Origin of the sequence: Belnapia sp. F-4-1, from assembly GCF_000802185.1 — a bacterium.
Lineage (GTDB): Bacteria > Pseudomonadota > Alphaproteobacteria > Acetobacterales > Acetobacteraceae > Belnapia.
Map to the genome: position 1 here is coordinate 5,159,791 of NZ_KN676113.1, position 24,510 is coordinate 5,184,300.

Annotated in this window: 22 protein-coding genes; 13 read left to right on the forward strand and 9 right to left on the reverse strand. The window is 70.4% G+C overall.

The annotated features are described in order from the left end of the window. The first annotated feature begins 105 nt into the window (after positions 1–105). Together fusA and rfaE1 are read left to right on the forward strand one after the other, a co-directional pair. Entirely contained in the window at positions 106–2,187 is a 2,082-nt protein-coding gene (gene fusA / locus LH62_RS24330) for an elongation factor G (protein WP_043364686.1), read from the forward strand. Positions 2,188–2,281: 94 nt separating this feature from the next. Beyond that, positions 2,282–3,718 carry a D-glycero-beta-D-manno-heptose-7-phosphate kinase gene (gene rfaE1 / locus LH62_RS24335; protein ID WP_043364687.1) on the forward strand — a complete coding sequence of 479 codons (1,437 nt, stop codon included), beginning with the start codon at positions 2,282–2,284 and terminating at the stop codon, positions 3,716–3,718. On the opposite strand, the gene LH62_RS24340 is transcribed toward rfaE1, so the two are convergent. Genes LH62_RS24340 through LH62_RS24350 form a run of 3 tightly spaced genes read right to left on the reverse strand, consistent with a single transcriptional unit; the run spans position 3,715 to position 5,530 of the window. After that, on the reverse strand, positions 3,715–4,164 hold the full coding sequence (locus LH62_RS24340) for a MaoC family dehydratase (protein ID WP_201445578.1): 450 nt from the start codon (positions 4,162–4,164) through the stop codon (positions 3,715–3,717). The genes rfaE1 and LH62_RS24340 overlap by 4 nt on opposite strands. Continuing rightward, the gene (locus LH62_RS24345; protein ID WP_043364688.1) at positions 4,161–4,943 is read right to left on the reverse strand and encodes an SDR family oxidoreductase; all 783 of its coding nucleotides are present in this window, start codon (positions 4,941–4,943) and stop codon (positions 4,161–4,163) included. Before LH62_RS24345 ends, LH62_RS24340 begins: the two co-directional genes overlap by 4 nt. A gap of 14 nt (positions 4,944–4,957) precedes the next feature. Further along, a complete protein-coding gene (locus LH62_RS24350; protein WP_043364689.1) occupies positions 4,958–5,530 on the reverse strand; it encodes a hypothetical protein in 573 nt (190 codons plus the stop codon). Positions 5,531–5,575: 45 nt separating this feature from the next. Between LH62_RS24350 and LH62_RS24355 the strand changes: the two genes are divergently transcribed. From LH62_RS24355 to LH62_RS24365, 3 genes are read left to right on the forward strand one after another with little or no spacing between them, the layout of a single operon-like run. Continuing rightward, positions 5,576–6,442, forward strand: a complete 867-nt coding sequence (locus LH62_RS24355; protein WP_043364690.1) for an endonuclease/exonuclease/phosphatase family protein — start codon at positions 5,576–5,578, stop codon at positions 6,440–6,442. Continuing rightward, complete coding sequence (locus LH62_RS24360; RefSeq protein WP_043364691.1) at positions 6,439–7,326, forward strand: polyphosphate kinase 2 family protein; 888 nt, start codon at positions 6,439–6,441, stop codon at positions 7,324–7,326. Before LH62_RS24355 ends, LH62_RS24360 begins: the two co-directional genes overlap by 4 nt. Positions 7,327–7,365: 39 nt before the next feature. Continuing rightward, a complete protein-coding gene (locus tag LH62_RS24365) occupies positions 7,366–7,647 on the forward strand; it encodes a hypothetical protein (RefSeq protein ID WP_043364692.1) in 282 nt (93 codons plus the stop codon). Between the two features lie 39 nt (positions 7,648–7,686). Here the strand turns inward: LH62_RS24365 and LH62_RS24370 are convergent, their stop codons facing one another. The 4 genes from LH62_RS24370 to LH62_RS24385 form a co-directional block, all read right to left on the reverse strand. After that, a complete protein-coding gene (locus tag LH62_RS24370; RefSeq protein WP_160299883.1) occupies positions 7,687–9,114 on the reverse strand; it encodes an oligosaccharide flippase family protein in 1,428 nt (475 codons plus the stop codon). A 166-nt stretch (positions 9,115–9,280) separates the two neighbouring features. Beyond that, complete coding sequence (locus LH62_RS24375; RefSeq protein WP_043364694.1) at positions 9,281–10,024, reverse strand: SDR family NAD(P)-dependent oxidoreductase; 744 nt, start codon at positions 10,022–10,024, stop codon at positions 9,281–9,283. Beyond that, positions 10,021–11,382, reverse strand: a complete 1,362-nt coding sequence (locus LH62_RS24380) for an FAD-binding oxidoreductase (protein WP_052214873.1) — start codon at positions 11,380–11,382, stop codon at positions 10,021–10,023. The genes LH62_RS24375 and LH62_RS24380 overlap by 4 nt, the downstream gene beginning before the upstream one ends. An 11-nt stretch (positions 11,383–11,393) precedes the next feature. Beyond that, entirely contained in the window at positions 11,394–12,848 is a 1,455-nt protein-coding gene (locus LH62_RS24385) for a UbiA family prenyltransferase (protein WP_043364695.1), read from the reverse strand. A 313-nt stretch (positions 12,849–13,161) separates the two neighbouring features. Between LH62_RS24385 and LH62_RS24390 the strand changes: the two genes are divergently transcribed. Beyond that, positions 13,162–14,250 (forward strand): glycosyltransferase family 2 protein, encoded by a 1,089-nt coding sequence (locus LH62_RS24390; RefSeq protein WP_160299884.1) that lies wholly within the window; start codon positions 13,162–13,164, stop codon positions 14,248–14,250. Next, complete coding sequence (locus LH62_RS24395) at positions 14,247–15,167, forward strand: glycosyltransferase family A protein (RefSeq protein ID WP_052214874.1); 921 nt, start codon at positions 14,247–14,249, stop codon at positions 15,165–15,167. Before LH62_RS24390 ends, LH62_RS24395 begins: the two co-directional genes overlap by 4 nt. On the opposite strand, the gene LH62_RS24400 is transcribed toward LH62_RS24395, so the two are convergent. Beyond that, positions 15,154–16,125: a tripartite tricarboxylate transporter substrate binding protein gene (locus tag LH62_RS24400; protein WP_043364697.1), complete on the reverse strand. Its 972-nt coding sequence runs from the start codon at positions 16,123–16,125 to the stop codon at positions 15,154–15,156. The two genes, LH62_RS24395 and LH62_RS24400, sit on opposite strands and share 14 nt — an antisense overlap. A gap of 138 nt (positions 16,126–16,263) precedes the next feature. Between LH62_RS24400 and LH62_RS24405 the strand changes: the two genes are divergently transcribed. From LH62_RS24405 to LH62_RS24420, 4 genes are read left to right on the forward strand one after another with little or no spacing between them, the layout of a single operon-like run. After that, entirely contained in the window at positions 16,264–17,430 is a 1,167-nt protein-coding gene (locus LH62_RS24405) for an epoxide hydrolase family protein (RefSeq protein ID WP_043364698.1), read from the forward strand. Then, positions 17,427–18,437: a zinc-binding alcohol dehydrogenase family protein gene (locus LH62_RS24410; protein WP_043364699.1), complete on the forward strand. Its 1,011-nt coding sequence runs from the start codon at positions 17,427–17,429 to the stop codon at positions 18,435–18,437. Before LH62_RS24405 ends, LH62_RS24410 begins: the two co-directional genes overlap by 4 nt. A gap of 14 nt (positions 18,438–18,451) precedes the next feature. After that, entirely contained in the window at positions 18,452–19,243 is a 792-nt protein-coding gene (locus LH62_RS24415) for a 2-keto-4-pentenoate hydratase (protein WP_043364700.1), read from the forward strand. 27 nt (positions 19,244–19,270) lie between these two features. Further along, the gene (locus LH62_RS24420) at positions 19,271–20,905 is read left to right on the forward strand and encodes a GMC family oxidoreductase (protein WP_043364701.1); all 1,635 of its coding nucleotides are present in this window, start codon (positions 19,271–19,273) and stop codon (positions 20,903–20,905) included. Between the two features lie 9 nt (positions 20,906–20,914). Here LH62_RS24420 and LH62_RS24425 read toward each other — a convergent pair whose 3' ends face one another. Continuing rightward, positions 20,915–22,006 carry a TRAP transporter substrate-binding protein gene (locus LH62_RS24425; RefSeq protein WP_043364702.1) on the reverse strand — a complete coding sequence of 364 codons (1,092 nt, stop codon included), beginning with the start codon at positions 22,004–22,006 and terminating at the stop codon, positions 20,915–20,917. 133 nt (positions 22,007–22,139) lie between these two features. Here LH62_RS24425 and LH62_RS24430 point away from each other — a divergent pair, with 133 nt between their 5' ends. After that, positions 22,140–23,390, forward strand: a complete 1,251-nt coding sequence (locus LH62_RS24430; protein WP_043364703.1) for a GTP cyclohydrolase II — start codon at positions 22,140–22,142, stop codon at positions 23,388–23,390. Further along, the gene (locus LH62_RS24435; protein WP_043364704.1) at positions 23,387–24,502 is read left to right on the forward strand and encodes a DUF1688 family protein; all 1,116 of its coding nucleotides are present in this window, start codon (positions 23,387–23,389) and stop codon (positions 24,500–24,502) included. Before LH62_RS24430 ends, LH62_RS24435 begins: the two co-directional genes overlap by 4 nt. Positions 24,503–24,510 lie beyond the last annotated feature (8 nt).

Genomic DNA, 24,510 nt, shown 5'->3' on the forward strand with positions numbered 1-24,510 from the left:
GAGGGGGCATCTCCCCCGCGATACCAGACCGATTGAGTCAGACCTCGGCGGGCGGTGCGGAGAGATATCCGCGGCCGGGCCCGCTTTTGCCTATGGAGGCCCATCGTGGCGCGCACCCCGCTCGACCGAATCCGCAATATCGGCATCACCGCGCATATCGACGCGGGCAAGACCACGACGACCGAGCGGATCCTCTACTACACCGGCAAGTCGCATCGGATCGGCGAGGTCCATGACGGCAACACCACGACCGACTACATGGAGCAGGAGCGCGAGCGGGGGATCACCATCACCTCCGCGGCCGTGACCGCTGTGTGGAAGGACCACCGGATCAACATCATCGACACGCCCGGCCACATCGACTTCAACATTGAGGTCAACCGGTCGCTCCGCGTGCTCGACGGCGCCGTCTTCATCATCGAGGGCGTGGCGGGCGTGCAGCCGCAGTCCGAGACCAACTGGCGCTTGGCGGACCGCTACAACGTCCCCCGGCTGATCTTCATCAACAAGCTCGACCGCACCGGCGCCGACTTCTACCGCGCGGCCGCGACGCTGACCGAGAAGCTCGGCATCACCTGGATCGCCCTGCAGCTGCCGATCGGCATCGAGGACACCTTCAAGGGCGTCGTCGACCTGGTCGAGATGAAGGCGATCATCTGGGAGGGCGACGAGCTCGGCGCCGCCTACCACGACGAGGAGATCCCGGAGGATCTGAAGGAGAAGGCGGCCGAGTACCGCCAGCTCCTGCTCGACACCGCGCTGAGCGTCGACGACGCCGGCATGGAGGAGTATTTCGAGAAGGGTGACGTTTCGGTCGAGACGCTGAAGCGCGCCATCAAGCGCGGCACGATCGACGGCACCTTCCGCCCGGTAATGTGCGGCACCGCCTTCAAGAACAAGGGCGTGCAGCCGCTGCTGGACGGCGTGCTCGACTACCTGCCGAGCCCGATCGACATCCCCGGCATCAAGGTCGCCGCCGAGGAAGGCGAGGAGGAGACCGCCGACCGCCGCATCATCCCGGCCGACGAGACGCTGCCCTTCGCTGGCCTCGCCTTCAAGATCATCAACGACAAGTACGGCAACCTGACCTTCGTGCGCGTCTATGCCGGCGTGCTGAAGCAGGGCGACATGGTCATGAACACGACCAAGGGCCACCGCGAGCGCATCGGCCGCATGTTCCAGATGCATGCCGACAAGCGCGAGGAGATCAAGGAGGTCACCGCCGGCGACATCGCCGCCTTCGTCGGGCTGAAGGACACCGGCACGGGTGACACGCTGGCCGACCAAGCGGACCCGGTGGTGCTGGAGCGCATGGCCTTCCCGATCCCGGTCATCGACATCTCGGTCGAGCCGAAGACGAAGGAGGGCGTCGAGAAGATGACGCTCGGCCTGCAGAAGCTGGCCGGCGAGGACCCCTCGCTGCGCCTCAAGACCGACCAGGAGACCGGCCAGACCATCCTCTCCGGCATGGGCGAGCTGCATCTCGAGATCATCATCGACCGGCTGCGGCGGGAATACGGCGTCGACGCCCATATCGGCGCGCCGCAGGTGGCCTATCGCGAGACGATCACCAAGAGCCACACCGAGACCTACACCCACAAGAAGCAGTCTGGCGGCTCGGGCCAGTACGCCGAGGTGAAGATCACCTTCGAGCCGAAGGAGCGGAACACCGGCATCGAGTTCTCGAACTCGGTGGTCGGCGGCGCGGTGCCGAAGGAGTACATCCCGGCGGTCGACAAGGGCATCAAGGTGCAGGCCGATACCGGCGTGCTCGCGGGCTTCCCGACGGTCGACTTCAAGTACAGCCTGGTGGACGGCAAGTACCACGACGTCGACTCGTCGGCCCTGGCCTTCGAGATCGCCGCCAAGGCTTGCTTCCGCGAGGGCATGAAGAAGGCCGGCCCGGTCATCCTTGAGCCGATCATGGATGTCGAGGTGACGACGCCGCAGGATCATGTCGGCGACGTGGTGGGCGACCTCAACCGCCGCCGTGGCGTGATCCAGAGCCAGGACATGGCCGGCACCTCGGTCATCGTGCGCGCGCATGTGCCGCTGAAGGAGATGTTCGGCTACATCTCCAACCTGCGGGGCATGACCAAGGGGCGTGCGTCCTTCTCGATGCAGTTCCACCACTACGATCCGGTGCCGCGCAACGTGGCGGACGAGATCATGAAGAACAGCGCCTGATCCCTCTCGGCAGGGTCCGGCAGGCCGGCGGCGCGGGGGCCAACCCCCGCGCCGTTTGCTTTTCTTAAGCGCGGCAGGGGATTATGCCCCTGCCATGCTCGACTTCAGCGCCCTCCGCATCCTCGTCCTCGGCGATGCCATGCTCGACCGCTTCCTCTATGGCGAGGTGGAGCGCATCTCGCCCGAGGCGCCGGTGCCGGTGCTGCGCCAGCGCCGGCTGATGGCGATGCCGGGCGGCGCCGGCAACGTCGCGCGCAACATCACCGCCCTCGGCGGCCGGGCGGTGCTGGTGGGGCTGCTCGGGCCGGATGCGGCCGGGGCGGAGTTCCGGGCGCTGCTCGGCGCCGATCCCGGCATCGAGGACCGGATGGTGGAAAGCGCCGGGCGTCCGACCATCTGCAAGATGCGCATCATCGCCGGGACCCAGCAGGTGGTGCGCGTCGACGACGAGGCGACGCGGGCGGCGGAGCCCGAGGAGGCCGAGGCGATGCTGGCGGCGGTGCGGGCTGCCCTGCCCGGCTGCCAGGCGATGATCCTGTCGGACTATGCCAAGGGCGTGCTCTCGCCCCCGGTCATCGCCGAGGCCATCGCGGCGGCGCGGGCGCGGGGCATCCCCGTGCTGGTCGATCCGAAGAGCGAGGATTTCCGTGTCTATCGCGGCGCCGATTGCGTGAAGCCCAATGCGCGGGAGCTGGCGCGGGCCACCCGCATGCCGGTCGGGACCGAGGCGGAGGTGGTGGCGGCCGCCGAACGGGTGATGGCGGAGGCGGGGCTCGCCGCCCTGCTCTGCACGCGGGCCGGGCATGGCATGGTGCTGGTCCGCGCCGGCGCCGGGGCCAGCAGCGTTCCGGCCCTGGCGCGCGAGGTCTTCGACGTTTCGGGTGCCGGGGACACGGTGATCGCAACCCTCGCCCTGGTCCATGCCTCCGGCCAGCCGCTGGAGGAGGCGATGCGCATCGCCAATGCGGCGGCCGGCATCGTCGTCGGCAAGCTCGGCACGGCGACGGTCGGGGTCGATGAGCTCACCCATGCGCTGCGGGCCGAAAGCGGCTCTGCCCCGGACGAGGGCGCGCTGCTCGACCGGGAGGCGGCGCGGCGCCTGGTCGCCGAGTGGCGGGCGCATGGGCTGCGGGTCGGCTTCACCAACGGTGTCTTCGACATTCTCCACGCCGGCCATGTGGCCTCGCTGCGTGCGGCGCGGCGGCGCTGCGACCGGCTGGTGGTGGCGCTCAACGCGGATGCGAGCGTCCGGCGGCTGAAGGGGCCGACGCGGCCGGTGAACCCGCTGGCCGATCGTGCCGCGGTCGTCGCCGGCCTCGCCTCGGTCGATGCGGTGATCGCCTTCGAGGAGGACACGCCGATCGAGCTGATCCGCCTGCTGCTGCCCGACGTGCTGATGAAGGGCGGCGACTACACGAAGGAGACGGTGGTCGGCGCGGCCGAGGTCGAGGCGGCCGGCGGCGAGGTGGTGCTGCTCGACCTGCTGCCGGGGCGCTCGACGACGGGGATCATCGCGCGGGCCAAGACCTAGCGCCGCAGGATCACCGTCCCCAGCACGTCCAGCACCTTGGCCCCGTCGGCGACGCGGTGCGCGGTGAAGCGCAGCTTGGCCACGCCGCGGTCCGGCTTGCTGCGGCTCGGCGTCAGCTCCTCCACCACGCCGGTGACGTGCAGGGTGTCGCCGGGCCTCACCGGGGCAGGCCAGGCGATCTCCATCCCTGCCCCGCCCATCGAGACCTTCGCCAGCACGCCGGTGCGGATCATGGTGGCGAAGCTGGCCGAGAGCGTGTGCAGGCCGGAGGCGATGAGGCCGCCGAAAGGCCCCTCCTCCGCCGCCGCCTCGTCCACATGGAAGGGCTGCGGGTCGAAGCGGCGGCCGAAATCGAGAATCTCGTCGCGGGTCATCTCCAGCGTCCCGAAGTCGAAGCGTTGGCCGACCGAAAGCTCGTCGAAGGAGGCGATGGGTGCGAGGCTCACGCCAGCACCTGCATGTCGCCGTCGACCGAGAGCGATTGGCCGCTGATCGTCGCGCCGAAGGGCGAGCAGAGGTAGAGCGCCATGTTGGCGATGTCCTGCGGCGTGACGTAGCAGCGGAGCGAGACGGCGCGCAGCGCCTCCGCCTCCTGCTCGGCGAAGCTGCGGCCGTTCGCCTGGGCCTTGGCCTCGATGACGCGGCGGATGCGGTCGCCGGCGACGAGGCCGGGGAGGATGGCGTTCACCCGGATTCGCTCCGGCCCAAGCTCGATGGCAAGGGACTTGGTGAAGCCGATGACGCCCCATTTCGCCGCCGCATAGGGGCTGCGGAGGGGGAAGCCGAAGCGCCCGGCGGCCGAGGAGAGGTTGACGATGGAGCCACCGCCCGCCGCGCGCAGCGCCGGCACCGCGCGGCGGGCGCAATGGAACATGGCCTCGAGGTCGATCTTCAGCGTGCGGCTCAGTGCCTCCGGCGTCACGTCCTCGACGCGGGCGGTGGGGCCGGCGATGCCGGCATTGTTCACCAGCACGTCGAGCCCGCCGAGATGGGCCACGGCGGCATCGACGAAGCCCTCGCAGCCCTCGACGCTTTCCATGTCGGCCAGCATGGAAGGGTGGGGCGAGGCGGCCAGCGCTTCCTGATCGACGTCGCAGAGGAAGACCTTCGCCCCGCAACTCGCAAAACCATCGGCCATGGCGCGGCCGATGCCGCCCGCGCCGGCGCTGATCGCCACGCGTAATCCGTCGAGCCGCACCGTGAGCGGCGCCGTGTTGTCCTGCATCCTGTTTCCTTCCCTCATCGAATAGCCGCGGCCAACTCGCCGCCGAGCATCCGGAGCTGCTGTGCCTCCACCGCCGGCACGACGGACGGGAGGCTCACCCGCAGCTTCACGAAGGCACGGCGCGAGAGGCCGAGGCAGAGATAGCTGTCCGACCGGCTGCCGCCGTCGAAGGCGAGGCTGAATTCCTCGCAGCGCATCGCCTCGGCGCCGGACGACAGGGTGATGACCGGGCCGGGCTGGCGCGACTCGATGCGGTAGCGGCGCATGGGGCCAAGCATCTCGACCTCGCGCACCGCCTGGGTGAACTCGGCGGCCAGGCTCTCGGCGGTCGCGCCGCCCGGGAGGCTGCGGTCGTAGAGGTAGAGGGTGGCGACGCCGGGCCCGCCGGGCGAGGGGCGGTACTCGGCGGCGGCGCCGAGCCCGGCCCCGTTCGGCCTCGCCTCGAAATCGGTGACACTGGCGCGGCGCCAGCCGGCGGCCTCGGCGGGCAGGGTTGCGATGCGCTGCAGCGGCGTCGCCGCATCCTTCGGAGCCTGGGCGGCGGGGAGCGCGATCAACAGGGCGAGGGCGACGAGCGGCCGGGTCATGCAGGAGGCTAGGCACCCCGGCGGCGGCCCGGCAAGCTCCCTCCCATGCGCATCCTGATTCTTGCCCTGCTTCTCCTCGCCCCTGGCCTCGCCCTGGGGGCGGAGCTGAAGCTGGCGAGCTGGAACATCGCCTGGCTCACCAGCCGCACGGCGCTGCTGCCGCGGGACAGGGCGCCGCGGGAGAGCGGCGACGTCGCCCGGCTCGCCGAGTATGCGCGGCGGCTGGACGCCGATATCGTCGCCTTGCAGGAGGTCGATGGGCCGGAGGCGGCGGCGCAGGTGCTCGATCCGCGGGCCTATGCCTTCTACTTTCCGGAGGAGGACGACCTCCAGCGCTCCGGCTTCGCCATCCGGCGGGGCCTGCGCGTCATCCGCAACCCAGATCTCGAGGCGCTCGACCTCAACCCGGAGGCCCAGCGCTCGCTCCGGCGTGGCGCGGATGTCACCGTGGAGGCGGGCGGGGCGCGGCTGCGGCTGCTCTCGCTGCATCTGAAGAGCGGGTGCAGCAGCGGGCGGCTGGAGCGGGAGGACCGGGATTGCGAGCAGCTCGCGCGCCAGGGCGAGGTCCTTGCCGGCTGGATCGCGGCGCGGCGGCGGGAAGGCGTGGCCTTCGCCCTGCTCGGCGACTTCAACCGCGCCTTCGAACGGCCGGAGGAGCCGCTCTGGGGCCGGCTCAGCGCGGCCGCCCCGCTCACGCGCGTGACGGAGGGCGTCTCCAACCCCTGCTGGGCGGGGCCGCGTGGCGGACGGGCCTTCATCGACCATATCCTGCTGGGTGGCCGGGCGCGCGATTGGCTGGTGCCGGACAGCCTGCGCGTCCTTGCCTATGCCGAGCAGGGGCGGGACTGGCGCGAGCGCCTTTCCGACCATTGCCCGCTCAGCATCCGCCTGCGCCTGCCCCGAGGAGAATGACGATGGACATCAAGCAGCGCCGCAAGCTGGTTGAACGCTACCAGGTGGAGCAGGGTAAGGGCTTCCGCCTGGCGGATTGGGAAACCGGCGATACCGCCGGCCTCGACCTGAAGAAGGAGGAGGCCGCCCGGCTGTTGCAGGAGGGCGTGGAGCGCCTCGCCGGGCTGCAAGACAAGCTTTATGCGCAGGACCGCTGGGCGGTGCTCTGCCTTTTCCAGGCAATGGACGCGGCAGGGAAGGACGGCGCCGTCAAGCACGTCTTCACCGGCGTCAATCCGCAGGGCTGCCATGCCACCAGCTTCAAGGCGCCGGGGCCGGTGGAGCTCGACCACGACTTCCTCTGGCGGCATGTGATGGCGCTGCCTGCGCGGGGGCAGATCGGCATCCACAACCGCTCCTGGTATGAGGAGGTGCTGATCGCCCGCGTCCATGCCCAGGTGCTGGACCGGCAGAAGCTGCCCGCCGCGCTGCGCACCAAGCGCATCTGGGAGGAGCGGCTGGCCGACATCGCCGCCTTCGAGGGCTATCTCGGCCGGCAGGGCGTGGTGGTGGTGAAGTTCTTCCTGCATCTCGGCAAGGAAGAGCAGCGCCGGCGCTTCCTCAAGCGGATCGACGAGCCGGAGAAGAACTGGAAATTCGAGATGGGCGATATCGCCGAGCGGCGGCATTGGGACGCCTATCAGGAGGCCTATGAGAAGGCGATCCGCGCGACCGCGACACCGGCCGCGCCCTGGTACGTCGTCCCCGCCGATCATAAGTGGTTCACGCGGCTGGTGGTGGCGGAGGCGCTGGCGCAGACCCTCGAATCGCTCGACCTGCACTACCCGGTGATGACGGCGGAGGCGCGGACACAGCTTGAGGAAGGTCGGCGCGAACTGGGCTGAACCCTTGACCTGCGCCAAGCGGGTTGCGACCTATGGGGCGTGAGGGACCTTTTTCCCGTCGGCCGTGACGATGATCGTCTCTGGGCCGTCTACGCCACGGTCGGGCGCATCAACCGCGTAGCCGATGTCTATCGGAGCCGCGCCGCGGCGCTCGCGGACCGCGACTGGCGGGCGCAGCAGGTGAAAGCCTATGAGGACTTCCTCCGCCGCAGCCGCCAGCCGGTGCCGCATTACAGCGTGGCGCCCATCACCCGGGCCGAGTTGCCGCGGAAATGGACCCCCCTCCCCGCGCTGGGCTTCCTCCGCGGCCAGTTCATCTAGGGGAAGATGGCCGGGTCGGGGCCCCGGCCATGATGCCCCCTACGCCTCCCTCAGCGCCCGCGGCCAGCGGCCGCCGAGCAGGAGCGCCAGCATCGCCACATAGGTCGTGGCGCCGCAGCCGCCGATCATGGAGATCGCCATCAGTGCCGGTTTGCCCTGCACATGCTGCGCGACCAGCATAGCGACCGCCGCCATGGCGAGCGTCGCCACCACCGGGACCACCAGCTGGGCACAGAGCCAGCGCAGCGGCCGCTCTAGGGCGCGCAGGCCGAGGGTCAGCTGCAAGGGCACGACGGCGAGCGTCCCGCCCACCCAGCAGACGGCTGCCCCGGCGGCATCGGCTGGACGCATCGCCAGCAGCGCCAGCAGCGGCACGGCGAAGGCGATGAGCTGGGTAATAAGGTTCATCCGCGTCCGCCCGAGCGCCAGCCAGAGCGCCGGCGCCGGGCCGATCAGGAAGGCCGGTATCGCCGCCAGCGCCACCAGCCGGGCGGGGTCGGCGGCGGCAACCCAGGGGCCGCCCATCAACAGGGTGACGAGCTGCGGCGCGGTGATGGCGAGGCCGACCGCGATCGGCAGGCCGATCAACGCCTGGAGCTGCGCCAAGTCGCCGTAGCATTGCGCCATGGCGTCCCGGTCATGCTGGAGGGCGGAAAGGCGCGGCATGGCGAGACGGGCGGAAGCGCCGCTCACCACCGACATGGAGACATCGAGCAGGCGGAAGGCGATGTGCGTCACCGCCACCACCGTTTCCGCCACCATGGTGCCGAGGACGAGGATGAAGATCCGGTAGCGCCCGTTCAGCACCAGCAGCGCCAGGATCTGCGGCCCGGCGATCGGCCAAAGGTCGTTGATCGCCGCCCGGTCCAGCATCAGCCGTGGCCGCCAGCCGGACAGCAGGCTGAGAAGGAGGAAGACGCCGAAGGTCGCCGCCGCCTGCTGCACCACCATCGCCCAGGGACCCCATCCGGCGGCGGCGGCAAGCATCCCGAGCCCGACCGAGAGGGGTTGGCAGATCAGCACCCGCTGCGCCAGCAGCCGGTAGTGCCGGGCCCGTAGCGCCAGCGACGCCATCAGCCCGGAGGCGGCGGAGAAGGGCAGCAGCAGGGCCAGCACATGGATCATGTCGGTCAGGATAGGCGCGCCGATGGCGCGCGCGATCAGCGGCGCCGCGAGGCCAAGGCCGAGCACGGCGATCAGCGCCACGCCGATCGTCACCCAAAGGGCGGAGGAGCGGTGCCGCTCCTCGAGGTTCCGCCGCTGCAGCAAGGCGTCGCCGAAGAGGGCGGCGATGGGGAAGTCGATGGTGAGGAAGGCACTCGCCGCGATGGCGCCGATGCCTGCCGCCTCCGGCCCGATCAGCCGCGCGATGAAAAGCAGCCCGACCAGCGAGAAGGCCGCCGAGGCGAGGGTTTCCGCCGCCACCCAGGCAGGGGAGCCGGAAGCGGGCAGAATCCGCCGTGCCACGCCGATCATCGGCTGGCCAAGCCCAGCCTGGGCGAATCAAGGTCCCTGCGATTCAACCGCGCCATGCCTTGCGCCATTCATGTCCTCGGTATTTCATGTATGTTAATGGTATATTAGAGAAGCTGCAGCCAGCGTCAGACGGTGCAGAAAGTCAGATGTCCAGCCTTCAGATGTTCAGCTTGTTAAAGATCGGCGTCGGCAACAGGCGGATGATGGTCATCACCGGCCACCAGATGATCGGCAGGTAGGCGCTGCCCCCGCCGCGCCCCGCCCGGCGCCAGGCCGCGGCGGCGAACTGGCGGGGCGACGCCATGAAGGGGAGCCGCGGCAGCGCCCAGGTCATCCCCGTGTCGACCGGCCCTGCCTTGATGCAAAGCACCCGCACGCCAGCCCCCGAGAGCCGCGCCGCATAGCCTTGCAGATAGACCAAGAGCGCCGCCTTGGTGGCGCCGTAGAGGAAGTTGCGCTTCCGCCCGCGGTCGCCGGCGACCGAGCCGAGGGCGACGACCGTGCCGCCCCGTTGCGCTTCCAGCACCGGCCCGAGCGCGCCGAGCACCGAGGCGGCGCCGGTGAAATTGGCCTCCACCATGCCGGCGGCGACCGCCGGGTCGGCATCCGCCTCCGCCTGCTCCGGCATGACGCCGAAGGCGAGGAAGACGTTGAGCAACCCGCTGGCCGCATGCTGGCGGCATTCGGCGACGAAGCCGGCATGGCTGGCGAGGTCCCGCGCCTCGAAGCGCATCGGCCGGGCCGGAACGCCGTAGCGGATGGAGAGGTCGGCAGCCTGGTGCTCCAGGTCCTCCATGTCGCGCCCGGCCAGCAGCAGCGCCGCGCCATGCGAAGCAGCCTCCCGCGCGAAGGCCCGCGCCACGGCCGAGGAGGCGCCGAGGATCAGCCAGGTGTCGCTCACAGCCCGATCCTCCGCGCCATATCGGATGAAAGGCGCCGGTTCGGGTCCACCTGCTCCCGCACTGCCCGGAACTCGTCCGCCCGCGGATACATGGCGGCGAAGCCCTCGGCCGAAAGCAGGCTGTCCTTCGCCAGGTAGATGCGCCCGCCGGCATCGCGGGTGATGCGCTCCAGCCGGGCGAAGATCGCCTCGCTGCCGGGCCGGGCGGGAATGTCGAGGGCCAGCGAATAGCCGGGCATGCCGAAGGAAAGCATTCCCTGCCCCTGCGGCCCCATCACCTTGAGCACGGCGAGGAAGGATGCATTGCCGCCCGCCGCCACCGTCTCCAGCAGCTGGCGCAGCGCCGCCTCGCCGGGGCCGGGCGGCACCACGCATTGGAACTGGCGGAAGCCCTGCCTGCCGTACATCCGGTTCCAGCCCTCGATGGCATCGAGGGGGTAAAGGAACTGGCGGTAGGGCACCGTCACCTGCTGGCCGGAAGCCGGCACGCGGCGCCAGTAGACTTCGTTGAAGGCGCGCACGCTGGCGCCGTTCAGCAGCCAGCCCGGTGCGTCGATGGGAAAGCGCCTTGCCTTGGCCGGCCGGGCCTCGAGGCCCGACTCGGCCGGCTCCGCCGTCTCCAGCACGCCGCGGCCGAGGGAGGCGCCGCCGGCCAGCGCATCGATCCAGCCGACCGACCAGGTGGCGCCCGCCGCGGCCGCGAAGCCGGCAAGGAAATCGTCGAGGTCGCGCACCCGCCGCCGGCGCACCGCCAGCGCGTTGGAGGGCACGCGCATCAGCCGGACGCAGAGCGCGGCGACGAGGCCGGTGAGGCCGATGCCGCCGACCGTTGCCTGGAACAAGGCGGGGTCGCTTTCCGGCGAGACGCGCTGCATCCGCCCGTCGGGCAGCAGCAGGTCGAACCAGAGCACATGCTCGCCGAAGCTGCCCGCATGGTGGTGGTTCTTGCCATGGACGTCATTCGCCAGCGCGCCGCCGAGCGTCACATGCGAGGTGCCCGGCGAGACCGGGGCGACGAAGCCGCGCGGCAGGAAGACCTCCAGCAGATCTGCGAAAGTCACGCCGGGCTCCGCCACCAGTTCGCCCGTCGCCGGGTCGAAGCCGAGGATGCGGTCGAGCCGGCCGGTGATGACCACGGCGCCATCGGTGTTGAGCGCCGCATCGCCATAGCTCCGCCCGCCGCCATGGGCGATGAGCGTACGTCCCTCCGGCGCCTCGAGCGCGGCGCGCAGCTCGCGCAGCCGCTCCGGCCGCGCGGCGAGGCAGGGGCTGAGGCTGGAGCGGCCCCAGCCTTGCAGGGCCGTCTGCTTCCAGGCGGTGGTGCGCGTCGCCGCTTGCGCGGTCAGCGTATCGGGCATGGGGGCCTGTCCTACAGCGCCAGGACGATGGCGACGGCGGCGACCAGGCCGATGCCCCAGGACCAGGGATCGCGCAGGGCGAAGACCACCGGGTCATGCTGCAACTCCCGGCGATGGGCCAGCAGCCAGATTCGCATCAGCCAGATGGCGACCGCGCCCGGCGCGACATAGAGCCAGGCCGGATTGTTGTACATGCGCGAGGGCAGCGCATCGTTGGCGACATAAAGGATCATGATCTGCAGGGCGCCGATCCCCGCCGCCGCGCCGAAGCCGAGCGTCAGCGGCCAGTCCTCCACCTCCCAGCCGCGACGGGCGAGGCCGCCGCCGTCGCGCGCCTCCATCAGCTCGCAATGCCGCTTGGCCAGCGCCAGGGAGAAGAAGAAGAAGGCGGCGAAGGCGACGAGCCAGGGCGAATAGGGAACATCGGCGAGTTCGATGCCGAGCGAGAGCCGCATGGTGAAGAGCGCGGCGATGGTCAGCGTGTCGATCAGCGCGATGCGCTTGAGGCCGCCGGAATAAAGCAGCGACAGCCCGCAATAGCCGATGATGGCGACGGAAAGCATCGGCCGGAACAGCAGCGGCGCCAGCAGGGCGAAGGTGATGAGGCCGAGCGCCACGGCCAGCGCATGCAGCGGGCGGATGCGCCCCGAGGCGATGGCGCGGTGCCGCTTCTTGCGGTGCTGCCGGTCCGAGTTGAGGTCGGCCAGGTCGTTCAGCAGGTAGGTGCCGGAGGCGGCGAGGCTCAGCAGGAGCATGCCCAGCACGCAGTGCAGGATGGCCGTCGCGTCGTGCAGCTTGTGGCCGAGCAGCAGCGGCACCAGCACCAGGACGTTTTTCGACCACTGATGGATGCGGAGCGCGCTGATCCAGGTGCGGAGGCGCGAGCCCTCGGGCGGGAATTCAGCGGCGACGGCGGGGTTGATGCTGCGCGCCGCGGCGGCGGTCGCCGGGCTGGCATTCACCAGGACGATCTCGGTGGCGGCGGCGAAGACGGGCAGGTCGTGCCGGCTGTCGCCCGCATAGGCGAAGCCTTCGGGGAAGGAGCGGCGGAGGAATTCCGCCTTCTCCTCGCTGCGCAGGTTGCGCGTGCCATCGCTGCCCGTCGCGCTGCGGAAAAGGCCGACATGGGCCGCAATGGCATCGGCAATCGCCTGGTCGGCGGCGGTGACGAGGTGCAGCTCGCGGCCGAGGCTGTGCTGCTCGCGCAACCAGTCGAGGAAGGGCTGGCGCAGCGGCAGCCCCGCGGCATCGGCGGGCGCCTGCTGGCTGACGCGGCGCTTGAAGGCGGCACGGCCCTCCGGCAGGCTGCGCAGCAGGCCGGGAACGGCGGTGGGGCTGTGCAGCAGCGCCTCCACCAATCCTTCATGCAGCGTATCGGTGGCCAGCAGCGTCCCATCGAGGTCGACAGCGAGCGGCAACAACCGCGCCGTCCCGGGAAGCGCCTCGCTCGTCTGCACGTCTTCCATACAATACCGATCCGATCTTATGCCGCAGCGCAAAATCACATCTGCTCCCGGCTTCGGGTAATGCCATTGGCGTGAGACATGCAACTTCACGCAGAAACGTCTCGTTATGCACACTAAGGTTTGACCACAAATGCACAAGACTGGTGCAACTCTGGCGCGTTTCCGGGCCGGTCCGCGCACGCAACGCAACGTGACCGCAACCGCAGCACCGTGAGGCGGCACGATCTTTCCTTTACATGTGTTCCGCTCCTATTTTCCGGCGGCTTCCGGGACATGGTGGCGGATGCAGGATACGGTCATTACCGAGGACAGGATGACAACGACACACCATGGTGAGGCGGCGGTGCCACCCACCGCCCGCGTGCCGAGCGTCACCGCCTGCCTGGTCACGCATGATAGGCCGCACTACGTGCGCAGCTGCCTCGAAAGCTTGCGCCAGCAGACGGTCGGTCCGGACGGCTTCGACATCATCGTGGTCGATAGCTGCTCCGCGCCCGCGGTCAGCGAGGAGCTCGCCGCGCTGGTCGCCCCGCTGCCGAATGCACGGCTGCTGCGCGTGGATCGACCCGGCGCCAGCGCCGCGCGCAACCTGGGCGCCGAGGCGAGCGAGGCGGATTTCGTCGCCTATCTCGATGACGACGCGCTGGCCATGCCGGACTGGATCGAGCGGATCCAGCAGGTCGCGGCGAAGCGCGACCCGTGGCCGGGCGTGCTCGCCGGCCGCGTGCTGCCGGTTTGGGAGGCGCCGCTGCCGGGCTGGTGGCCGGATAGCCTGCGCGGCGTGCTCTCCATCATCGAATGGGAAGGCACCGGCGAGTTCCGCACGCCGCAAGTGCCGGCCGGGCTGGAGCCTTACGGTGTCAACATGATCGTGCAGCGCCTGCCGCTGCTGGAGATGGGCGGCTTCGCCGACCGGCTCGGCCGCGTCGGCAAGCTGCTGCTTTCCGACGAGGATGTGCAGGTCGGCTGGCGGTTGCAGGACCGCGGCTATTCCGCCTGGTACGACAGCAGCATCGTCGTCCGCCATCAGATCCAGGCGAAGCGTCTGAATCCGCAATGGCTGCTGGACCGGCTCTACTGGCAGGGCGCATCGACGGTCGCCACGCGCCGCATCCTCGGCGCGCCGGAGCAGGTTTGGCGCGAGCTGCCGCGTCGCCTCGTGGTCGAGGCCCTCACCCTGCCGAGCTCGCTGCTGCCGGCGAGCAGCACGGCGCTGCTGGCGCTGCGCTGGCGCCTCGCCTATGCGCGCGGCTTCACCCGCATGGCACTGATGGGCGAGCAGAAGAAGCGCAGCCTGCCCGGCCGCCTGCTGCGCGCCCTGCTGCGCCGCGACGGCGAGCCCGTCATCCCGACCCTTGACATCGGCGCCCGCGCCGACGAAGCCGGCAAGACCCATCGATGAGCGAGCATGCCCTTACCGTCTTCTTCGCCACGCGCAATCGCGCGCACGCGATTCCGCGCGTGCTGGAGGCCTTCACCGGCCTGCAATCGCCGGAAGCCGGGTGGAAGCTGGTCGTCACCGACAACGGCAGCAGCGACGGCACCCTCGACGTGCTGGAGGGCTTTGCCGGGCGGCTGCCGCTGACCATCCTCTCCTGCCCGAAGCCCGGCAAGAATCGCGCCCTGAACCTGGCCCTGCCAGAATTGCAGGGCCGCCTCGCCGTCTTCACCGATGATGACGTGCTGCCGGATGCCGACTGGCTGGTCCGCCTGCTCGCCGCGGCCGACGAGCATCCGGAGGCGGACATGTTCGGCGGCACGGTGGCGCCGGAATGGCCGCGGCCGAAGCCAGACTGGCTTTCGGAAGAGGTCGTCGAGTTCAGCATGCTCTATTCGCAGCAGCTGCGGCCGAGCGGGCCCTGCGGTTTCGCTGACATCTTCGGCCCCAACATGGCGATTCGCGCCGATATCTTCCGCGCCGGCACGCGCTTCGCCGAGCATGTCGGGCCGGACGGCACCAACCCGCTCTACGCCATGGGCAGCGAGACGGAGCTGCTGCGGCGGCTGGAGATGGCCGGGCATCGCGGCTGGTTCGAGGCCTCGGCCCGCCTGCGCCACATCATCCGCCCGGAGCAGATGGAGGAAGGCTGGATCCTCGAGCGCGCCTTCCGCTACGGCGCCGGCGAGGGCCGCAACTATGTCGCCGGCTCGCTGCCGAAGGACATCCTGCGCCGTGTTGTCTACCGCATCGCCGCGCAGGGGATGCGGCTGATGCCGCACTCGCCGCGGCGCCTCCGCATCCGCTACCGCGACCGCTGGCTCGCCGGCGCCGCCGCCGGACGCCAGGCGCCGCAGCAGGGTTCCGCTATTCCGCGGTGATCCCGCCCTGCGTCACCACGCGCTTCCAGCGGGCGATTTCGGCCTGCTGGAAGGCGGCGAACTGCTCCGGCGAATTGCCCACCACTTCGAAGCCAAGGTCGGCCAGCCGCGACTCGGTCTGCGGCGCGCGCAGCGCGGCGATGGCGGCGGCATGCACCTTGGCGACCAGCGGTGCCGGCATCCCCGCCGGCCCGCCGAAGCCCTGCCAGGAATAGACGACGAAGTCGCGCAGCCCCGCCTCGCCCGCCGTCGGCACCTCCGGCAGCAACGGGCTGCGCGCCTCGCTGGTGATGATGATCGGCCGCACCCGGCCGTCCCTGATCTGCGGCGCGATGGAGCCGAGATTCTGGAAGGACATCTGCACCGTGCCCGCGATCAGGTCGGTCGTTGCCGGCCCGCCGCCGGCATAGGGGACGTGCGCCACTTCGGTGCCCGTCGCCTGCTTGAACATCTCCATCGTCAGATGGTCCGACGAGCCGATGCCGCTGGTGGAGTAGGAGGCGCGGCCGCCACTGCCCTTCAGCCAGGCAATCAGTTCCGGCAGCGTCTTCGCCGGCACCTGGCCGGGATGCACCACCAGCACGTTCGGCGTCCGCACCGTCTGGGTGATGCGCGTCAGCTGCGTGACGGGGTCGTAGGCGAGGTTCGGCCGCAGCGCGACATTGATCGCCCAGGTGCTGATCGGCGCATGCATCAGCGTGTAGCCGTCGGGCGCGCTGCGGATGACGCCGCGCGCGCCGACCTCGCCGGTCGCGCCCGGCCGGTTCTCGGCGACCACGGGCTTGCTGAGGGACTGCTGCATCCCCTGCGCCAGGGCGCGGCCGATGATGTCGGACGAAGAGCCGGGGGCGAAGGGCACCACGATCGTCACCGTGCGGGAAGGCCATTCCTCCTCCGCCCGCGCCGCGCGGCTGGCGAGCAGCAGGCCCGTGGCCCCGATCACTTGACGGCGATGCATGGCGTGCTCCTTCCCGGTTCGTTGGGGCGCATTGGCCGTGGCCGCCGCACCGCCGTCAAGCCGGGCGCGACGCATCGGGCAGCGTTCGTCGCTTGACGCGCGGCGCCCCGCGCGCTCGCCTGGGCGGAGGAGGAAACAATGCTCCCCACCCCCCACCCGTTCCGGCTCGAGATCCCTGACCAGGCCATCGCCGATCTGAAGGCCCGCCTCGCCCTGACCCGGCTGCCCGACCAGGCGCCTGGCGAGCCCTGGGCGACCGGCACCGATGTCGATTATCTGGGCGGCCTGCTCGCCTATTGGCAAAGCGGCTTCAACTGGCGTCATGCCGAGGCTCGGCTGAACGCCTTCCCGCAATTCACCGTCCCCCTGCACGGGATCGACCTGCATTACCTGCACGTCCAGGGCCAAGGGCCGGCGCCGATGCCGCTGCTGCTGATGCATGGCTGGCCCGGCTCGGTCTTCGAATTCCTCGACATCATCCCGCGCCTGACCGACCCCGCGCATTTCGGCGGCGACCCGGCGGATGCCTTCACCGTGGTCGTCCCCTCGCTGCCGGGCTACAGCCTCTCCTTCAAGCCGGGCCAGCCGCGCTTCCCGATCGAGGCGGTGGCGGACTGCCTCGCCCATCTCATGACCGGCGTGCTGGGCTATGAGCGATTCGGTGCGCAGGGCGGCGATTGGGGCGGCTTCACCGCCTCCCGCCTCGGGGTCGCGCATCCGGAGAAGCTGGTCGGCATCCACCTCAACCTGCTCTCCCTCCGCCCCGACCAGAAGCCGCCCGAGAACCCCAGCGAGGAGGAGCGGCGCTACCTCGCCGAGGTCGATCACTGGATGAGGGAAGAGACCGGCTACCAATGGATCCAGGGCACGAAGCCGCAGACCCTGGCCTTCGCGCTGAACGACAGCCCAGCCGGGCTCGCCGCCTGGATCGTCGAGAAATTCCGCGCCTGGTCGGATTGCGACGGCGACGTGGAGAGCGTCCATCCGCGCGACCGGCTGCTGGCGAATATCGCCCTCTACTGGTTCACCGGCTGCATCGGCGCCTCCTTCTGGCCCTACTACGCCCGGATGCACGGAGCCTGGCCGATTCCAGAGGGGCGCACCGTCGACGTGCCCATGGGCTATGCCGCCTTCCCGAAGGAGATCCGCCGCCCGCCGCGCAGCATCGCCGAGCGGACCTATACCGACATCCGCCGCTGGACGCCGATGGAGCGCGGCGGGCATTTCGCCGCCATGGAGCAGCCGGCGGCGCTGGCCGAGGAGATCGCCGCCTTCTTCCGCCCGCTCCGGGGCGGCGCGGCATGAAGGCCGTCGGCTATGCCGAGCGCGGCCTGCCGATCGGCGATCCGCGCTCGCTCCAGGACCTCGACCTGCCGGCCCCGCCCCAGCCCGAGGGGCGCGACCTGCTGGTCCGGGTGGAGGCCGTCTCGGTCAATCCGCGCGACGCGAAGAGCCGGGCCGTCTTCGACGCCTCGGCCGAGGCGCCGCGCGTGCTGGGCTACGACGCCGCCGGCATCGTCGAGGCGGTGGGGCCAAGCTGCACGCTCTTTCGCCCCGGCGATGCGGTCTTCTACGCCGGCGTGCTCGACCGGCCCGGCTCCAATGCCGAATTGCAGCTGGTCGACGAGCGGATCGTCGGCCGTAAGCCGGAGACCCTCTCCCATGCGGCGGCCGCCGCCCTGCCGCTGACCACGCTGACCGCTTGGGAGATGCTGTTCGACCGGCTGGAGATCCCGCGCGACGGCGGCGCGGGCGAGGCGCTGCTGATGCTCGGCGGCGCCGGGGGCGTGCCCTCCATCGCCATCGCCCTGGCCCGGGCGCTGACCGGGCTGCGCATCATCGGCACCGCCTCCCGCCCCGAGAGCGCCGCCTGGGTCCGCGAATGCGGCGCGCATGAGGTGGTGGACCACAGCCAGCCACTCGCGGCGCAGGTGAAACCCTTCGGCCCGGTCCGCTACGTCTTCTCCACCCATACCGATGCCGCCGTCTGGGCCGAGATCGCCAAGCTGATCGCGCCGCAGGGGCGATTCGGGTTGATCGACGACCCGGAGCCGCTCGACCTGCGGCTGGTGAAGTTCAAGAGCGTCTCGATCCATTGGGAGGCGATGTTCACCCGGCCGATGTTCCGCACCGCCGACATGGAACGGCAGCACGCGATCCTCACCGAGGCCGCCGCGCTGATCGATGCCGGCAGGCTGCGCCCGGCGGCGCCAGAGAACTACGGCCGGATCAATGCCGAGAACCTGCGCCGCGCCCATGCCGTCATCGAGGCGGGGCGCGTGCGGGGCAAGATCGTGCTCGAAGGATTCTAGACCGGGAGACGACGATGCTCGACGACGGAGCGGCCAAGGAGGCCGCCGCGCTGCTCTGGCGCCACTGGCAGGAGGGACGGCGCCTCGATGCCCTCCCCGCCTCGCTGCGGCCCGGCAGCCGGGCCGAGGGCTACGCGATCCAGTCCCGCTTCGAAGGGCGCGACGGTCGGCCGCTCTTCGGCTGGAAGATCGCCGCCACCAGCCGGGCCGGGCAGGCGCATATCGGCGTCGACGGGCCGCTCGCTGGCCGCATCCTCGCCAGCCGGGTCTTCGCCGATGGGGCAGAGGTGCCGCTCGGCGCCAATGCCATGCTGGTCGCCGAGCCGGAATTCGTCTTCCACCTCGCCCGCGACCTGCCACCCCGCCCCGCGCCCTACAACCAGGCGGAGGTGATGGCGGCGGTCGGCGCGCTGCATCTCGGCATCGAGGTGCCGGACAGCCGCTTCGGGGATTTTGCCCGGGCCGGCGGGCCGCAGCTCATCGCCGACAATGCCTGCGCCCATCAATTCGTCCTCGGCCCAGAGGCGCCGGCCGAGTGGCGTGGGATCGACCTCGCCGCTCATCCGGTCAGTGCGCAGGTCGGCAAGCGCTACGGCCGCGAAGGCATCGGCGCCAATGTGCTGGGCGACCCGCGCATCGCCCTCACTTGGCTTGCGAACGAGCTCTCCGCCCATGGGCCTGGCCTCGCCTCCGGGCAGTACGTCACCACCGGCACCTGCATGGTGCCGCTCGAGATCCGGGCGGGCGATGCGGTCCGGGCGGAGTTCGGGCGGCTTGGCAGCGTCGCCGTTCGGTTTATAGCCTGAGGGCCAGGGATCAGCAGGACGCCGGACATGGACGCCGACAGCTTCGACTATGTGATCGTGGGGTCGGGCGCCGCCGGCTCGGTGCTGGCCAACCGGCTGAGCGCCGACCCGCGCGTCACCGTCTGCGTGCTGGAGGCAGGGCCGCCGGACCGCAACCCCTTCATCCATATCCCCGCCGGCTTCATCAAGACGCTGGTGGACCCCGGCGTCACCTGGCAGTTCAAGACCGAGCCGCTGCCGATGACCGGCGGCCGGCGCATCAGCACGACCCAGGGGCGGACGCTGGGCGGCTCCTCCTCGGTGAACGGCATGGTCTACAACCGCGGGCAGCCGGCCGATCTCAACAACTGGGCGCAACGCGGCAACCGCGGCTGGGGCTATGCCGATTGCCTGCCCTACTACCGGCGCAGCGAGAACCGCATCGGCGAGGGTGGAGATTCGCGCGGGCGGAACGAGGACGGCATTCCGGTCACCGACATGGACTGGATCAACCCGGTCTCGGAAGCCTTCATCGAGGGCTGCGTGGGCCTCGGGATTCCTCGTGCCCTCGACTACAACAGCGGCGACCAAGCGGGTGTCGGCTATTTCCAACGAGCGATCCGCAACGGGCGGCGCGTCTCGGCGGCGCGGGCCTTTCTCAAGCCGGCGATGCGGCGGCCGAATCTCGAGGTGCGGACCAATGCGCGGGCCAGCGCCATCCTCTTCGAGGGCAAGCGCGCCGTCGGCATCCGCTACCTCGCCGCCCGCGGCGCCCCGCCGCGCGAGGTGCGGGCGCGGCGCGAGGTCATCCTTTCCGCCGGCACGGTGAACACGGCGCGGCTGCTGCAGGTCTCGGGCGTCGGGCCGGTGGACCTGCTGGAACGGCTCGGCGTCCCCGTGGTGCATGCGCTGCGCGGCGTCGGCGCCAATTTCCGCGACCACTACGCCTCGCGCTTCGTCATGCGGGCCAAGCCAGGCGTCGAGACGCTGAACCAGCTCGGCCGCGGCGTGAAGCTCGGGATGCAGATCGCCCGCTGGGGGCTGCGCAAGCCCAGCATCCTCGCCACCGCGCCGTCGCATGTGCATGTCTTCTGGAAGAGCTTCGAGGGGCTCGACGTGCCGGACCTGCAATGCGTATTCACCCCCGGCTCCTATGTCGAGGGCAAGAACTACGTGCTCGACGACTATCCGGGCGTAACGGCCGGCGCCTGGCAGCATCGGCCGGAGAGCACCGGCTGGGTCACCGCCCGCAGCACGGACGTCTTCGAGGATCCGGCGATCAACCCCAACTACCTTTCCGACCCGATGGATGTGCGCGTCCATCTCGGCGGCATGCGGCTGGTGCGGCGGATGCTGAACACGCCGGAGCTGGCGCGATATTTGGAAGCCGAGACCCTGCCCGGCCCCCAGGCGCAGACCGATGACGAGTTGCTCGACTTCGCCAAGCGCAACGGCAGCACCACCTACCACCTGATCGGCACCGCCCGCATGGGGCCGGAGACGGACCCGTCCGCCGTCGTCAGCGACCGGCTGCTGGTGCATGGCATGCAGGGGCTGCGCGTGGTCGATGCCTCGATCATGCCGAGCATGCCATCGGCCAACACCTATGCGACGACGCTGATGATCGCGGAGCGGGCGGCCGACTTCATCCTCGGGCGTCAGGCGGCCGAGGAGGCCGCCTGACAGTCCCGGTCAGCGCTGCGAGGTCGTCACCGCGACGAAATTCGAGGCGCTGTCCTCCGCCACGCGGAACCACTGGATCTGCTCCAGGCGGAACTTGTCCCAATGCTCGTGGATGCGCTTGAACCGCGCATTCTGCGCGCCGAGTTCGGCATAGAGCTCCTGCGCTGCCTTATACAGCGCCGCCATCACTTCCCGCGGATAGGGCCGGAGCTGGGTGCCGCCCGCCAGCAGGCGCCGCAGCGCGGGCGGGTTCAGGACATCGTACTTCGCCGCCGTCGCAGCCCAGGCTTCCGCCGAGGCGGTCTCCAGCATGGACTGGTAGGCTTTCGGCAGCCCATCCCAGGCCCGCTGGTTGATCAGCAGGTCGGTGCTCGGGGCGATCTCCTGGAAGCCGGGGTAGTAGTAGTATTTCGCCACCTGGCCGAAGCCGAGCTTCTCGTCGTCATAGGGGCCGATATACTCGGCGCCATCGATCACGCCCCGTTCCAGCGCCGGGTAGATGTCGGAGGGCGCGATCTGCTGGGGGATGACGCCGAGCTTCGCCATCACGCTGCCGCCGAGCCCGGCGATGCGGAATTTCAGGCCCTTCAGATCCTCCGGCGCCTTGATCTCCCGCTTCAGCCAGCCGCCCATCTGGGCGCCGGTGCAGGCAGCGGGGATGGCGACGACGCCCTGGTCGCGGAACACCTCTTTCAGCAGGTCGCGGCCGCCGCCGTAGTTGAGCCAGGCGAACATCGCCCGGCTCGACATGCCCCAGGGCAGCGTCGTGCTGATGGCGAGGCTCGGGTCCTTGCCGAAGTAGAAGAGGCTGGAGGTGAATCCGCACTCGACCGAGCCCTGCCCCACCGCATCCAGGATCTGCAGGCCGGGCACGATCTCGCCTGGGCCGGAGACGCTGATCTCGAAGGCGCCGTCCGACATCTCCCGCACCCGCCGCGCCACGATTTCGGCGGCGCCGTAGAGCGTGTCGAGCGTCTTCGGGAAGCTGTTGGGGCAGCGCCAGCGGATGCGTGGCTGGGCGCTGGCGAGGTTGGGGGCGGCGAGCGTGGCGGTGCCGGCAAATCCGGCGATCCCACCCGCGAGGGCGCGGCGGCGTTGCATCGTGTGGCTGTTCCTTCCCAGGTCCCGCCCCTCATGCCGGGGGCATGGGCGGAGGATAGGGCGGCAACACCTTCCGTTGCTACGGCGGAAGCGGCGCTTTGATCCGGGCGCGCATCCTGGCAAACTTCTTCGCATGAGCAGCAACGCCCCGCGCCATATCCGCCTGACCTCTCACCCGGAACCCCAGGCGCACCGGTGGCCGCTGCGCTGGGCGGCGCCGACGCCGGCGGAGCGAGGGCCGGTCATCGGCTCCGTCACCCGGCCGTCCGACCGCAACGTCATCGGCACCCATGGCGGCTCCTACTCGCTCTACCGGGCGCTCGCCGTCTCGGCCGGCGCGCTCTCGCCCTTGCAGCGGCCGGACCTCGCCAATACCCACCCGGTGACGGAGATCGGCCCTCATCCACAATGGACCGAGCCGGGGCGCATCGTCTCGCTCGACCCCTGGGGCCATGTCGCCGGCCAGGTCTTCGGCCAGGCGATCGGCGAGGGTATCGACATCCGCCCGACCATCGCCATCACCCGCGCCCGGCTGAACATGGCCGAGCTGAATGCGCTGATGGGCACGGGCGAGTTGGCCCCAGATGGGCAGGTGCTACACGCCAATGGCGATGTCTCCGTCACCAAGGCGGCGATCGACCCGGTCTGGTGGCTGCCGGGGATTGCCGAGCGCTTCGGCGTGGCCGAGCACGACCTCCGCCGCACGCTCTTCGAGCAGACCGGGGGGATGTACCCGGAGCTGGTGACGCGGCCGGACCTCTCGGTCTTCCTCCCCCCCATCGGCGGGATCACCGCCTATATATTCGGCGATCCGCGGGCGCTGGCCGACCGGCACACACGCCTCGCCTGCCGGGTGCATGACGAGTGCAACGGCTCCGATGTCTTCGGCTCCGACATCTGCACCTGCCGGCCCTATCTCATTCAAGGCATCGAGGAGGGGGTGCGCGCGGCCCAGCAGGGCGGCGTCGGCCTCGTCGTCTACAACCGTAAAGAGGGCCGCGCGCTCGGCGAGGTGACCAAATTCCTCGTCTACAATGCCCGCAAGCGGCAGGAGGGCGGCGACCAGGCCGCCACCTATTTCGAGCGGACGGAATGCGTCGCCGGTGTGCAGGATGCGCGCTTCCAGCAGCTCATGCCCGACGTGCTGCACTGGCTCGGCGTCACGCGCATCCACCGCCTCGTCTCCATGTCCAACATGAAGTACGACGCCATGGTCGAGCAGGGCATCGAGGTGCTGGAGCGCGTGCCCATCCCGCCCGACCGCATCCCGCCCGATGCGGCCGTCGAGATGGAGGCGAAGAAGGCCGCCGGCTACTTCGCTCCCGAGACGCCGAGCGCCGCTGACCTCGCCCGCACCGTCGGCCGGCCGTTGGAGAGCATGTGAGCGATCTGCTGACGCCCGAGGCGGTGCGGGAGCGGTGCGAGGCGCTGTTCGCGCTCGCCGAGGCGGGGCGGCTGGAAGGCTGGCAGCTCGACCTCAGCCGCCTGCCCGCCACCGCCAACCTTGTCGCGCAGGTGGTGCGGCAGAACTACCCGGACCTCGCCGTCCCCTTCCACGCCCGCTGGCGGCATTTCAGCGTGGGCGGCGTCGATCGCTGGGCCGCCCTGCCCTCGCGCGACCCGCGGATGGGTTTCGACCTCGCCATCACCTCCGTCCTGCTCGATGCCGGCGCCGGCATGGCCTGGCGCTACCGCGAGGCGGAGACGGGCCAGGTCTTCGCCCGCTCCGAGGGATTGGCCGTGGCCAGCTTCCGCATGTTCGAGGCCGGCGCATTCGCGGTCGATGGACGTATCCCCCGCGCCGATGCCGCACGCCTCGCCGCCATCACCGCCGCGGACCTCGCCGCCGGCTTCCAGGTCGGTACCGACAACCCGCTGGTCGGCCTTGAAGGCCGCGCCGCGCTGCTCCGCCGCCTCGGCGAGGCCGTCCCCGGCCGGCCCGGCGCGCTTTTCGACCATCTGGCGGCGCAGGCAGAGGGTGGCGCGCTTCCGGCGCGCGCGATCCTCATCGCCCTCCTGCATCATCTCGGCCCCATCTGGCCGAACGGTCTCGATATCTGGCCGCACCCGGCCATCCCGGACGGGCCGGTGCCCTTCCACAAGCTCTCCCAATGGCTCGCCTATTCGCTGATCGAGCCGCTGGAGGAGGCCGGGATCCGCGTCACCGGAATCGACGCGCTGACTGGCCTGCCGGAATATCGCAATGGCGGCCTCTTCCTCGACATGGGCGTCATCCGCCTCGCCGATCCAGCCGATGCCGCGCGGGAGCACGCGCCGGGCTCGCCGCTGATCGTCGGGTGGCGGGCGCTGACCGTCGCCCTGCTCGACCGGATCGCGCCCCTGGTAAGGGAGCGCCTGGGCGTCAGCGCGAAGGCCTTCCCCCTCGCCCGCGTGCTGGAAGGCGGCACCTGGTGGGCCGGTCGGCGCCTCGCCGCCGAGCGCCGCGCCGATGGCGGCCCGCCGCTCCGCATCGCCAGCGATGGCACCGTCTTTTAGGAAACTCC